Annotated in this window: 8 protein-coding genes; 3 read left to right on the forward strand and 5 right to left on the reverse strand. The window is 44.2% G+C overall.

Features of this window, described 5'->3' with window-relative positions; all coding sequences use genetic code 11:
* Positions 1 to 180: 180 nt before the first annotated feature.
* Together L3V36_RS19950 and L3V36_RS19955 are read right to left on the reverse strand one after the other, a co-directional pair.
* Positions 181 to 1,374 carry an acetate/propionate family kinase gene (locus L3V36_RS19950; RefSeq protein WP_017077447.1) on the reverse strand — a complete coding sequence of 398 codons (1,194 nt, stop codon included), beginning with the start codon at positions 1,372 to 1,374 and terminating at the stop codon, positions 181 to 183.
* Between the two features lie 765 nt (positions 1,375 to 2,139).
* A complete protein-coding gene (locus L3V36_RS19955) occupies positions 2,140 to 4,245 on the reverse strand; it encodes a DEAD/DEAH box helicase (protein WP_017077446.1) in 2,106 nt (701 codons plus the stop codon).
* A gap of 309 nt (positions 4,246 to 4,554) precedes the next feature.
* Between L3V36_RS19955 and rnb the strand changes: the two genes are divergently transcribed.
* Together rnb and L3V36_RS19965 are read left to right on the forward strand one after the other, a co-directional pair.
* Entirely contained in the window at positions 4,555 to 6,561 is a 2,007-nt protein-coding gene (gene rnb / locus L3V36_RS19960; RefSeq protein WP_208775354.1) for an exoribonuclease II, read from the forward strand.
* A 188-nt stretch (positions 6,562 to 6,749) separates the two neighbouring features.
* Positions 6,750 to 7,556: an AraC family transcriptional regulator gene (locus tag L3V36_RS19965; protein WP_004731740.1), complete on the forward strand. Its 807-nt coding sequence runs from the start codon at positions 6,750 to 6,752 to the stop codon at positions 7,554 to 7,556.
* Positions 7,557 to 7,717: 161 nt separating this feature from the next.
* Here the strand turns inward: L3V36_RS19965 and L3V36_RS19970 are convergent, their stop codons facing one another.
* Positions 7,718 to 8,080: a DUF3024 domain-containing protein gene (locus tag L3V36_RS19970; RefSeq protein WP_017077443.1), complete on the reverse strand. Its 363-nt coding sequence runs from the start codon at positions 8,078 to 8,080 to the stop codon at positions 7,718 to 7,720.
* A 309-nt stretch (positions 8,081 to 8,389) separates the two neighbouring features.
* Here L3V36_RS19970 and L3V36_RS19975 point away from each other — a divergent pair, with 309 nt between their 5' ends.
* On the forward strand, positions 8,390 to 9,205 hold the full coding sequence (locus L3V36_RS19975) for a phosphate ABC transporter substrate-binding protein (RefSeq protein WP_017087313.1): 816 nt from the start codon (positions 8,390 to 8,392) through the stop codon (positions 9,203 to 9,205).
* Positions 9,206 to 9,440: 235 nt separating this feature from the next.
* Here the strand turns inward: L3V36_RS19975 and L3V36_RS19980 are convergent, their stop codons facing one another.
* Positions 9,441 to 10,127, reverse strand: coding sequence for a MaoC family dehydratase (locus L3V36_RS19980; protein WP_004731744.1), 687 nt, complete (start codon positions 10,125 to 10,127; stop codon positions 9,441 to 9,443).
* 333 nt (positions 10,128 to 10,460) lie between these two features.
* The gene (locus L3V36_RS19985; RefSeq protein WP_004731746.1) at positions 10,461 to 13,613 is read right to left on the reverse strand and encodes an efflux RND transporter permease subunit; all 3,153 of its coding nucleotides are present in this window, start codon (positions 13,611 to 13,613) and stop codon (positions 10,461 to 10,463) included.
* Positions 13,614 to 13,617 lie beyond the last annotated feature (4 nt).

Raw genomic sequence — 13,617 nt, forward strand, 5'->3', positions numbered from 1 at the left:
ATCATTAATTATGTTTAGAGCTTGAGAAACATCCATAAAAAAATCCAAGTGCATTAAATACACTTGGATTTTGACAGCTCTGAAGGATCCTTCAACCGATCGCTTTGGCTTTAACTGATCGGCATTAGCCACTTAGGCTCGCTTTTGATTGTCTTTTTCTTGCTTAGACTTCAGTTCAGATTACAGAAGTTCTACCGACTGTTGAGCAATAACGAATTCTTCGTTGGTTGGAATAACCATTGCTACTGCGCCAAGCATTTCTGATTTAGCGATGATACCTTCTGCGCCAAAACGAGCGGCTTCATTGCCTGCTACATCTTCAACAAAACCAAGAATCTTAAGGTTGTTTAGGATTTCACGACGAATTGGTAGAGAGTTCTCACCGATACCGCCAGTGAAGATGATGCCGTCTAAAGAGTCTAGCGTTGCAAGGTAAGAAGCGACGTATTTAGCTACGCGGTAAGTAAACACCTCAAACGCAAGCTTAGCGCCTTCATGGCCCTCTTCCATTGCTTCTAAGATGCCACGAGCATCGCTCGTAAGACCAGACACGCCAAGGAAGCCAGACTCCTTGTTTAGAGAGTTAAATACTTGCTCTTGTGACCAACCTTTCTTAAGTAGGTATTCGATAATACCTGGGTCTAAGTCACCACAACGTGTGCCCATCATAAGGCCAGAAAGCGGTGTAAAGCCCATTGAAGTATCAACACTGTTACCGTCTTTGATAGCACATACAGATGCGCCGTTACCTAGGTGAACAGAGATGAAGCTCGATTCTTCTACTGGCTTGTTGACCATTTTCGCAGCTTCACGGCTAACGAAGTAGTGGCTCGTACCGTGGAAACCGTAACGACGAACGCCAAAGTCTGTGTATAGCTCTTTTGCGATGGCACCTGTAAATGCACGTTGTGGCATTGTTTGGTGGAAAGCAGTATCAAACACAGCGAACTGAGGTAGAGAAGGGAAAGCTTCAATCGCAGCACGGATACCGATAGCACCTGCTGGGTTATGAAGTGGAGCTAAGTCAGATAGGCTTTCAATCTCACTCGTTACTTCTTCAGTAATACGAACGGTTTGAGTGAACTTCTCACCACCGTGAACGATACGGTGACCGATCGCCACGATATCAGCTGTGAAGCCCAAGTCTTCCATCAGGCCAACCAATTTGCCAATGGCAATTTTGTGGTGGTTACCCTCGCCTTGAATAGCAATTTCTGTTTTCTGACCTTGATGCTTCCAGCTCATGCGAGCATCTTCAAGACCAAAACACTCCCCTAAGCCACTTAATACTGCGTCACCAGAAACAGAATCGATGACAGCAAATTTAAGGGAAGAACTACCCGAGTTAATAACCAGAACAAACGAATTAGACATTGGATATGGATCCTGTTTCAGTACGAATTTAGTGAAGTTTTCGCTTCAATTTTAGTTAAGTCTATTATTCAATAATTTTTGAATCTTTCAACTTTTGTTTTGCAAAAACCACCAAATGAACACAAATAAGTTGATCTTAGTCATCAATTCATTTCTTTCGAGAACGAAAATTAAAAAATAGTTGAATTAGATAAAGTAAATGCACTTATGAAACTGATAGATTCATACAAACCACATTGAGAGCAAAGTCATCTCGGATTGAAATCTGATCCAAGAGACCAATTCATAAATTGAGCCCATAAAGCCAAAAAACAAGCTAGCGTTCTACGCTGCGACTTAAAAAATACAGCACGACACTTAAATATAGAGCTGTTGGTTGCCAATACCCGCTAATAGACTTTAAGGCGTTTAACTTCGCCTCAGCACTATAAATAGATCACTTATTTGGTTCGAAAGGTTGAGCAGCTCTTACTTCAAATTCCATTTTCATTTTTCATTATTGCTGTGCATTTCTTTTGCTAGACATCGCTCGACTCCCATACCTCCAGATTAGACACGCTAAACGGCGCTTTACGCACATGTCACTGTGGCAGCCTTATGATGCGAGGCACTATCTTAGCCAGGGCTTAGAACGTGCTACAGGCGTGAAGAATAAAATAGCAGGCACAAAAAAGCCGAGCATAATGCTCGGCTTTTAAATTCACTGTTTAAGCTATTCGTCTATAAGCACTTGGCTTGTAAGCTTCAGCTTAAACTAAAGGCTGATTAACCTTCGCTGCGCTCTGGACGACGACCGCGGTTGCCGCCATTGCCTGCTGCTGCGCTGCCATGGCCACGTTCGCCACGGTGGTTACCACGGTGATCACCACCACGGTTACGGTCAAAGCGACGTTCGCCATCACGACCACCAGCAGAGTTACCATCACGACCGCCAGCTGGGCTACCATCACGGTTGCCACGGTAGCCACCACGACCGCCATTGCCACCTTCACGGTTACCACCTTCGCGATTACCGCCTTCACGGTTACCACGATAGCCGCCGCCATCACGACCGCCACGACCGCCATCACGACCGCCACGGTTGCCATCACGACCGCCGCCGCCACGACGAGGCTCACGGAAATCGTTGAAATCAACAACTACAGCGCCAGCTTCTTTTTGACGAATGCGAAGTTTGCTTAACTTACCAGTAGTTTCAGAGTTCATTGCTTTTGGAAGCTGAACGTAAGTAGAACCTTGGTCTAGCTTGATAGCACCGATAGAACCTTTAGTTAGGCCAAGTTCGTTTGCTAGTGCGCCAACGATATCTTTAACCTGAACACCTTGCTCACGGCCAACTTGTAGTTGGTAAGTATCCCAATCTTGCGTATTGAAGTTACGACCACCACCGTCACGGCCATTGTCACGATCTTCACGACGATCTTTACGACGGTTCTTATCGCGCTCGATAGCAGCGATCATTGGGTCTTCGCCAACGTAGAATAGTGGGCTCTTACCTTGCTGACGCTTAAGAAGCATTGCAGCTAGAGTAGCAGCATCAACTTCTAGAGATTCTTGTAGTGTAGAGATTAAACCTGCGAAGTTTTCTAGAGCTTTGCTCTCTTTCTCAGTTTCAAGCTCAGCACCAAGCTTAGCAACACGTGCAGCAGCAACTTCGTCACGTTGTGGAAGTTGGATTTCTTCCATTTGAGACTTAGTTACACGCTCGATTGTGCGAAGCATACGGATTTGGTTAGTACGAACTAGTAGGATCGCTTTACCTTTACGTCCAGCACGGCCTGTACGACCAATACGGTGGATGTAAGATTCAACATCGAATGGGATGTCGTAGTTAAATACGTGAGTGATACGTGGAACATCAAGACCACGTGCTACAACGTCAGTTGCAACTAGGATATCGATAACACCTTGTTTGATGTGATCGACAGTGCGCTCACGTAGAGACTGAGGAATATCACCGTGCAATGCAGCAGCTTTGAAGCCACGTGCAGATAGCCAATCAGCTAGACGCTCAGTGTCTTGACGAGTACGTACGAATACGATTGACGCGTCAGTTTCTTCAGTTTCAAGAAGACGAGACATTGCTTCGTCTTTCTCTACGCCTTTAACAACCCAGTAATTCTGCGCTACTTTGTCAACTGTGTGGTTAGTACCAGCAACGTCAACTCGTGCAGGGTTACGTAGGTAACGGTCAACAATAGTCTTAACCATTGGAGGCATAGTTGCAGAGAAAAGTACACGTTGTGCAGATTCTGGAGCTTGCTCAAGGATCCAAGTAACGTCATCTACGAAACCCATTTTTAGCATTTCATCTGCTTCATCAAGAACAAATGTATGTGCTTCATCTAGGTGTAGACGGTCACGAGTTAGTAAGTCTTTAACACGACCTGGAGTACCAACAACAATGTGAGCACCGCGGCTTAGAGCACGCATTTGGTCAACAATTGAAGCACCACCGTAGATTTCAAGAACTTTAAGACCGTTGATGTCACGACCTAAGTTTTTGATTTCCGCAGCAACTTGAATCGCTAGCTCACGAGTAGGAGCCATGATGATTGCTTGTGGTTTGTGTTGGTTCAGGTTGATTTTGTTAAGTAAAGGCAGAGAGAATGCTGCTGTTTTACCAGTACCAGTCTGTGCTTTACCTAGTGCGTCACGGCCTTCAAGAAGAAGAGGAATAGCTGCTGCTTGGATTGGAGTCGGAGAAACGAAACCCATGCTATCAAGAGCTGAAAGAATGTTATCGTTAAGGGCTAATTCATTAAATTGAATTACAGATTCGGACATTGGGATCCCACTATATATAAGTAAACAAAAGGTCCCGGGAGCTCTATCAATTCCAATACTGATCCAATCAGATACTGATTCCATTCAGAGTTACGAAGCAGTAATAAAACACTTCAAGCCATTAGGGACGTCTAAGGGAGGCGGATTATTCCCTAAATGCATAAAAAAATCCAGAAAAAATTGAAATACATCACATATTTTTCGCTTTTACATCAATACTGGTTATCATATCGTCAAAACTTGATGAATATCTCGTCACAGCACCCATCTTCTAGCAAATTGACCTAGTTAAATAAGAGGGCAATTAATTAACGCTCACTTCGCCTTTAAGTAGTAATCAAGCCTCGCAATGATTATAGTGTGCTCAATTGTCCTCGATAGATAAAAGTCAAAATGTTTCAAGATAATCCTCTACTCGCTCAACTCAAACAGCAAATCCAAGAAACCCTCCCTAAAAAGGAAGGTACAATCAAAGCCACTGAAAAAGGGTTTGGTTTTCTCGAAGTCGATAGCAAGACCAGCTTCTTCATTCCACCTCCATACATGAAGAAATGTGTACACGGTGACAAGGTAATTGCCATCATTCGCACCGAGAAAGATCGCGAAGTAGCAGAGCCTGAGGAATTGATTGAACAGGGTCTTACTCGTTTTATTGCTCGAGTGAAGTTGTTTAAAGGTCGTTTGAACGTAGTTCCTGATCACCCGCAACTGAAAAAGCTGCAACTTAAAGCGAAAGCAAAGAAGGGTCTAAACCCTGAAACGCTAAAAGAAGGCGACTGGGTTGTTGCTCATATCATTCAACACCCGTTAAAAGGTGACAACGGATTCTTGGCTCAAATCTCTGAAAAAATCACAGATTCTGACGACAAGATCGCACCTTGGTGGGTAACGCTGGCACAAAACGACCTACCAAACAGAGAACCTGAAGGCATTGACGACTGGCAGATCAAAGACGACGCTGATCTTGAACGTATCGACATGACACACGTCCCTTTTGTGACCATTGATGGTGAAAGCACAAAAGATATGGATGATGCGCTTTACGCGAAGAAGAAAGAGAACGGTGATTTTGAACTGACTATCGCGATTGCAGATCCTACCGCTTACATCTCTCCAGATGATGCGATGGATAAAGTGGCACGCGAGCGCGGTTTCACTATTTACCTGCCTGGTCGTAACATTCCTATGTTGCCTCGTGATCTGGCTGACAACTTATGTTCGCTAATCGAGAACGAAGTTCGCCCTGCACTTTGCTGCACAGTGACAGTATCTAAAGAGGGTGTTATCGGTGATGACATTAACTTCTTCGCTGCGAACATCAAATCTCACGCTCGTCTTGCTTACGACCACGTATCAGACTGGCTAGAAACCGGTGCATCAGAAAAATGGCAACCATCAGAAGAGATCGCTGCGATTGTTTCTGACCTTCACCAATTTGCACAAGCACGTTCAGCATGGCGCTCAACAAACGCTGTAGTGTTCCCAGATCGCCCTGACTACCGCTTTGAACTAAGCGAAAACAACGATGTTGTCGCTATCCACGCAGACATGCGTCGCACTGCAAACAAGTTGGTTGAAGAGTCTATGATCAGCGCGAACATCTGTGCAGGCCGAGTACTAAAAGAAAGCTTTAACCAAGGTGTCTTTAACTGTCACTCTGGATTTAAAGCAGAGAAAGTAGCAGACGTTCTAGAACTGGTTAACCCAGAAGCAGAAACACCGTTTACAGAAGAGCAGATCGTTTCTCTGGAAGGTTTTGCTACTCTGCGTCGTTGGTTAGGCTCTCTTGACAACAGCTACTACGACAACCGTATTCGTAAATTCCAAGCGTACAGCGAGATCAGCAATGAACCTGCGCCGCACTACGCGATGGGATTAGACATTTATGCGACGTGGACGTCTCCAATTCGTAAATACGGTGACATGATTAACCACCGTATGCTTAAAGCACACATCTTAGGTAAAGCGCCAATTCAAACACCAGACGAAACTATTGGTGATGAACTTGCCCTGCACCGCCGTCACCACGGTATGGCTGAGCGCAATGTTGGCGATTGGTTGTACGCTCGTACTCTAGCAAACGCTCCTGTAGAAGAGACTCGCTTCCAAGCAGAGATCTTCGACATTAACCGTGCTGGTATGCGTGTGCGTCTACTTGAGAATGGTGCAGCTGCATTTATCCCTGGCTCTCTCATTATTGATAATAAAGAGAGAATAGAGTGCAACGGTGATATGGGTACTGTATCTATCGATAAAGAAATGGTATACAAACTGGGAGACGTTTTAGAAGTAGTTCTCTTCGAAGTTAATCAGGAAAACCGTAACTTAGTAGCAAAACCTACTCAAGTATTTGCGGACTTGCCTAGCGAGCCTGAAACGACAAACGAAACCGAAGCTTAAGAACTTTAACGGTTACGGCTTTCAAGGTTACGGCTTTCAAGGTCAAAGCTTGCAAGGTCAAAAGCTTCAAAGGTTCACTTCTAAAGGCGCTAATTATTAGCGCCTTTTTTGTAAATGTCTCATGCTTAAACAATACTTAAAAAAAATAATCAATAAGCAATCAGTTTACAACGTCAAAGAAGCGCACTATGTCATCAATCACAGTTACTCAATTCAGAAATTTCATTCCCAGGAAACGGGAACGTTACCCCGCCTCTAAAAACGGTATTTTCATCGTTTCTAAAGGCAGTATTTCTTTCGTGCTACCTGATGGGACTGAAGCCTCATTGCAAGCCGGAGATTTTACTCTTTACAATTCTGGTCAGATTAAAGACATCACCGTTGACACTGAGAATGGTGAATTCAGCGCAACCTGTGTAGATTTTGATTTAGCTATTTTTCAGAAATTCATTAATCAGTTTAGCGACCTAGAACCCACTCGAGTCCCAGATAAATACATTAAGTTTAATCAAACTGATACCGAAATCTGCCAATTGAAAGAACTCATCATGTCGCTCGTTCATTCATCGACTCAGAATGACTACGCACTCACTCAATTAGGTTTAGGTTTGCTTTCTCTAATGGTGGAGCAGCACCCTGCTCTGTTAGTTATTATTGCCCGAGCGTCAAGGTTAACCGTGACGCAAAAGGTCATTCATTATATTGAACAGAACATTGAGAATAATATCTCACTCGATACCCTAGCCAGCTATATGGGGATGTCACCAGCCACACTTAAACGCCGTTTATCGGCTGAAGACCTTTCCTTTTCAAATCTATTAAAGATAAAGCGAATCGCCCACGCAGCGACACAGCTCAGAACATCGAATAAATCTATTACTCAAATCGCTTATGAATCTGGATTTAAAAGCGCGGCACACTTCAGTACAGCCTTTAAAACCTATCATGGCAAGACTCCAAAAGACTTCCGCTCTTTGGTTGCACAGTCTTATTAGTTACATAATCTTATTGGCTGTATTGTCTTATTGGTTGAACCGTCTTAGAAAGTACGAGGGCAGGTGCAGGTAAAAGTATAAATCTGAAATGTGTTGGTGGGAATTTACGAAGGTCGTTCGATTTTGGTATCAAACCACCAGCGAACGCCTAAGTAAAATGGTCACGACCAGAAGTAAGATTTAGGGTCTTTTTCTATTTCAGCCAAAATAGCATCAAGATCCTTGGATTGAGGAAGGTAAGGGTAAGGTCCCCAATTGACAGAGTCGGTTTCCGCATTATCTTCAAGTGGCACCATCACCACCCAGCAAGATAACGACTCATCAAAGGTAACGCAGGCGATCTCGTTGGTATAATCACTATGAGATGAGTCGAGTAGATAATGCGCCTGAGAAAACAGCACACCACCCTCACACTCTTCATAAAGGGATTTGCCTAGCTCTACAGGTAAACTACGATTTCGTGAAGTACAGAGCCTCTCAGCTCCAATTAAAAGACGATTCAGTTCTATATGAATAACGGACATAACACCCCTTGTAACTTCATAGAAACTTCTAAGTAGTGAATTCCTCTACTTAGCTTAGGACTCAACGATCATTTTAGCGAACAAGTGCAAACAAAATACCCGCCCTGCTCCCAGAAACGAATCCTTCTTCAGTAAACACATTCTAAAAGGGTAAAGCCGTCTAAATTTCATTAACCAGTGCCATTTTGGCAGCCACACTGTCTTTCACTCACCAGATTAACTGCTATAACGTATCCGTATAGAATTTCACAAAAGTGTCATATAACCGACCTATCATAGCCAACAAATGTTATTAACTAGGAGTTGTTTATGTTACGAGTCGCGCTTGCCTCTCTTTTATCCTTAGCCCTGTCTTCTCAAGCTGCTTTAGCACAAGAAACCACTATTTCGGGCTCCACTTCAGTATCACGAGTGATGGATGTATTAGCTGAGGAGTACAACAAGACTCACCCTGATAACTATATTGCGGTTCAGGGCATCGGTTCTACAGCGGGTATTACCATGGTTAACAAAGGTGTCTCTGATATCGGTATGAGCTCGCGTTATTTAACCGACCGCGAACAGGACGAAAAATTGAAGGTGTTTCCAATTGCCTTTGACGGCCTAGCTGTCGTAACTAACCGCTCAAACGCTGTAAGCAACGTTACACGTGAGCAGCTATTCGATATCTACAAAGGCAAAATTACGAACTGGAAAGCCGTGGGTGGTGCGGATCAGCCTATCGCAGTTGTAACTCGTGAAGCGTCTTCTGGTTCACGCTATAGCTTCGAAAGCTTGCTTGGTTTAACGAAAATCATTAATGACCGTCTGGTTTCTGACATCAACCCAAATAACTTGGTTGTAAACAGCAACAGCATGGTTAAAACGATTGTTAACCATAACCCACACGCGATTGGATTTATCTCTGTAGGTTCGATCGACCGTTCGATTAAGGCAATTACATTTGAAGGCGTAGAGCCAACATCTAAGAACATTGCTAACCACAGCTATGAATTGGCTCGCCCATTCTTGTTGCTACACAAAACTGAATCAGTTTCTGACGAGAGCAAAGATTTCATCAAGTTCGTGAAGTCAAAGCAAGGGCAAGATCTTATCGAAGAGTACGGCTACACACGTATTAAGTAGCTTACTGCGTCTAAACTAACTAACCGCGTATTAATTAGCAAAACACGCATTAAGTAATTACACACGTACTAAATAGCGACATACACATTAAGTTAGCAAAATGCTTTTCGTGATGTTGTTACCAACGCTAGAGATGTCGATTTGATATGGCACAAACAAAAAGAGAGAGCCTTAAGCTCTCTCTTTTTTTGAATCTATAATCTTCGCTTAAAGCAGTTCCACTTACAAAAAAGCTCTAGAAGTGAAGTTGGATTACCGAAACAATCACAGCGCCAGGACGACGAATACCTTCGATTTCTACGCGAATTTCGCGTTCAATCTCTAGGCCTTTCTTAATTGGCGTTACTTTTGTTAGCGTACTTTTAGCACGAACGTTACTGCCCGATTTTACAGGATATGGGAAACGAACTTGGTTAAGACCAATGTTTACAACCATCTTCGCTGTTGGGAATTGAGACTTATCAGGATCAACACTGTCAGTCAGCCTAGGAAGCAGAGACAAAGTCAAAAAACCATGTGCGATGGTTGTTTTGAACGGAGAATCTGTTTCAGCCTTAGAAGGTTCAGTATGGATCCATTGCATATCTTCAGTAACAAGGCCGAACTGGTTGATACGGTCTTGACTAACATTGATCCAGTCGCCAGTATGAATAACTTCACCGATCTGCTGATTAAGCTCATCAAACACAAGCTGTGCTTCTCGCGTTAATACGAGCGGCTGTTCTATTGGCATCTCTGGTGCATCTTCATTTACAGCAGGTTTGTGGTGATCACGAACCCAAGCAAAGAAATGGCTATTTTGCGTACGATTCAGAAAGTCACCCCAGTAATCTCTAAGAGCTGGAGACATCCATTGCATAAACTCTGAGTGTTGCGAAGACACGCTATCGCCTCGGTGTTTAAATAAATCAATGACTTTCATAAGAACCTCAATGCACAAAAAATTTCAATATAACTAGGTAATTTTGAAACACTTCACACTATTGTGCAAATGTTTTCGAGCATACACTCGTTAGCTGAACACTGTTATTTCCATATTAAACAGACACTTAATAATAAAACATCATTTTATTACAAAACCTAAATTAGAGTGTTAGCTCCATCACAAAACGAACATTTGATTATATAAATAGCGTTTTTATTCACAAGCGGAATAAAAAAGGCTTAGCGTAATGCTAAGCCTTAGTTTTTACAAGGATTTAATCCTGCAAGGGATTAGCCTTGCAAGGCCTTAATCTTACCGGAGTTAAGTCTCCTATTCGTCATCAAGTGGAATCAACTTAGTCGTGCCACCGTGTGCCTTCTCACGCTTACGTTGCACGAATGCATAGAAGCCTGGGATTAGGAACGTACCCGCTAACAACACACATAGCAGACCGCCGATCAGTGAAATACCCAACGAGTTCTGGCTCACGTGACCTGCGCCCGCTGCGAAGATAAGCGGGAAGATACCTAAGATGAACGACCAAGAGGTCATGTTCACAGCACGGAAACGCAGCGTACCGCCCTTCACTGCCGCATCTTCAATTGATGCGTCTTTCTCTTCACGCTCCACTTTTGCGAACTCTACAATCAAGATTGCGTTCTTCGCGGCCAAGGCTATCAAGAGAACCAAACCAATTTGCGCATAGAGGTTCAACGGTGTGCCTGTTAGATTCAACGCTAAGAAGGACCCTAAGGTTGCAACCGGTACCACTAAGATAATCGCTATCGGTATTGTCCAACTCTCGTATTGAGCCACCATAAACAGGTAGATGAAGATCAGAGCCAGTGCAAAAGCAAAGATCGCTTGGTTGCCTGCCAAGACTTCTTGGTAGGCCATGCCTGTCCATTCGTACTGATAACCCTGAGGTAAGACTTCAGCGGCCACACGTTCCATTGCAGCAATCGCATCACCACTTGAGTAACCCGGCGCTGGTTGGCCTTGAATCACGGCACTGCGGTACATGTTGTAACGCCATGCGACATCTGGTTCAAAGATCTGGTCGTAAGTCACTAATGTACTGAGCGGGATCATCTCGCCATTAGACGAGCGCACGTGGAATCGTTGGAGATCATCCATGCTGCTACGATGTTCACTATCAGCTTGCATGGTCACGCGGAAGTTCTTACCAAACATGGTGAAATCGTTCACGTACAGTGAACCAAGATTACCTTGCAGAGTTTGGAATATTTCCGACAACGGAATACCTAACTGTTGTGCTTTCTCACGGTCGATATCGACATAGTAGTGAGGAACGTTGGCACGGAAAGTACTGAACGTATGTGAAATCTCAGGCTGTTTGTTCGCCTCAGCAATCACGTCATTCATTACCATCGCCAGATCAGTACGACTACGACCTAATGTATCTTCTAGAACAAATTCGAAACCAGAAGCAGCACCCATACCCGGAACTGCTGGAGGTCCCATTGCAAACACGATAGCTTGAGGCAGTTCAGTGGCCGCTCGACCATTAATACGTTGTGAGATAGCTTGTGCGGAATGTTGACCATCCAGTGCGTTACGCATATCCCAATCATGCAGTTTGATAAATAGCGACGCGCCATTCGAAGCAGAAGCGCCTGTCATGAATGCGTAGCCGTTTACCAGTGTCACACCATCAACACCCGGCTCTTGCTCAACCATCTCTAGCAACTGCTCAGTCACATCTTCTGTACGAGACAGTGATGCCGCGTCAGGAAGCTGGACGTTAACCAACAAAATACCTTTATCTTCTTGAGGTACAAACGCCGTTGATGTCGTCTTCGCGAAGTAAGTAACCGCTGCTAGTGCCACAACAAAGAAGGTAAACAGCAGAACACCTTTTTTCACAAGGAAGCCCGCGATTTGGCCGTATTTGTTAGTAACAGACTCTAAGCCACGGTTGAACGCTTGGTACCAACGAGCTGTGTTGCCACCGCCCTGCTTAAGAACCAGTGAACACAATGCTGGTGACAGCGTTAGAGCATTAATAGAAGAGATAACAACAGCGATACAAATAGTCAGAGCAAACTGACGATACATGATGCCAGTAATACCCGGCAACATCGCCACAGGGATAAACACGGCAAGAAGTACCAGTGTTGATGTAACGATAGGACCCGTTACTTCTTTCATCGCGATAAGCGTTGCTTTACGCGGTGAAATCGTTGGGTCTTTGGCCATCGTCGTATCGACGTTTTCGATAACCAAGATCGCATCATCTACCACGATACCAATCGCCAATATCAAACCAAACAGGGTTACCGTGTTGATGGTAAATCCTGTCATCTGCATGACGGCAAAGGTACCAATCAACGACACCGGAATCGCAACCACAGGAATCAAGGTTGCACGCGCACTGCCCAAGAACAGATAAGTAACCGCGATAACCAGCAAGATAGCTTCGATCAGCGTTTTCACTACGCCCTTAATCGACTCTGCAACAAAGACTGTGGTGTCATAACTCGCTTCGTAAGCCACACCTTCAGGGAAGTTAGTGCTTAGATTGTCGAGCATCGCCATGACCGCTTTGCCACTTTCCAACGCGTTTGCGTCTGACTGAAGTGACAGCGTTACGATTGAAGCGTCTTGTCCTCGGTATTTACCATTGCCATCGTAGAATTTTTTACCTAACTCAACGCGTGCAATGTCTTTTAAGTAAACGGTTGAACCATCTTGATTTGCGCGAAGCACAACATTTTCAAACTCATCAGCCGTTTCTAAGCGGCCTTTTGTCACCAAGTTGAACTGTACTTCTTGTGGATTGGCGTATGGTGCGGCACCAATACGACCGGCAGCGACTTGAACATTTTGTTCAGCCAATGCGCCATACACATCGGATGTTGTTAAGTTCAGGTTAGCCATTTTCTCAGGGTCTAACCAAACACGCATCGAGTACTCACCGCCGCCCAACACGTTTACTTCACTAATACCCGACACACGTGCCAGTTGGTCTTTAATGTTTAAGTTTACGTAGTTGATCAGGAACTGGTCATCATACTCACCGTTTGGAGAGTAGAAGTTCAATACCATCAAAAGGTCAGGTGAACGTTTCTTAACCGTTACGCCAACCATTCTAACTTCTTGTGGAAGCTTCGATTCGATTTGGGCTACTCGGTTCTGAACGTTGACCTGAGCCATATCAGCATCAGTACCGACATCAAACGTCACATTAAGATTGTATGAACCGTCGTTAGCACTTTTAGAAGACATGTAGATCATATCTTCTACGCCATTCACCGACGTCTCTATGGGGTCGGCTATCGCCTGTTCCACCACTTCAGCACTGGCACCCGTGTAGAATGCCGATACACTGACCGATGGTGGGCTAATTTTTGGATATTCGGCCACTGGTAAGATAGCGAGAGAGATCGCACCCGCCAGCGTTAATATTATGGATATGACAAGGGCAAACTTAGGCCTTTGAATAAAGAAACGACTTAACATAAAT

The sequence above is a fragment of the Vibrio sp. G-C-1 genome (assembly GCF_021728015.1).
Taxonomy (GTDB): domain Bacteria; phylum Pseudomonadota; class Gammaproteobacteria; order Enterobacterales; family Vibrionaceae; genus Vibrio; species Vibrio splendidus.

What these genes read in the sequence shown, in the direction of transcription:
- L3V36_RS19950 (WP_017077447.1), bottom strand. Translation starts at nt 1,374, where the DNA reads ATGTCTAATTCGTTTGTTCTGGTTATTAACTCGGGTAGTTCTTCCCTT.
- L3V36_RS19975 (WP_017087313.1), top strand. Translation starts at nt 8,390, where the DNA reads ATGTTACGAGTCGCGCTTGCCTCTCTTTTATCCTTAGCCCTGTCTTCT.
- rnb (WP_208775354.1), top strand. Translation starts at nt 4,555, where the DNA reads ATGTTTCAAGATAATCCTCTACTCGCTCAACTCAAACAGCAAATCCAA.
- L3V36_RS19980 (WP_004731744.1), bottom strand. Translation starts at nt 10,127, where the DNA reads ATGAAAGTCATTGATTTATTTAAACACCGAGGCGATAGCGTGTCTTCG.
- L3V36_RS19955 (WP_017077446.1), bottom strand. Translation starts at nt 4,245, where the DNA reads ATGGAATCAGTATCTGATTGGATCAGTATTGGAATTGATAGAGCTCCC.
- L3V36_RS19985 (WP_004731746.1), bottom strand. Translation starts at nt 13,613, where the DNA reads ATGTTAAGTCGTTTCTTTATTCAAAGGCCTAAGTTTGCCCTTGTCATA.
- L3V36_RS19965 (WP_004731740.1), top strand. Translation starts at nt 6,750, where the DNA reads ATGTCATCAATCACAGTTACTCAATTCAGAAATTTCATTCCCAGGAAA.
- L3V36_RS19970 (WP_017077443.1), bottom strand. Translation starts at nt 8,080, where the DNA reads ATGTCCGTTATTCATATAGAACTGAATCGTCTTTTAATTGGAGCTGAG.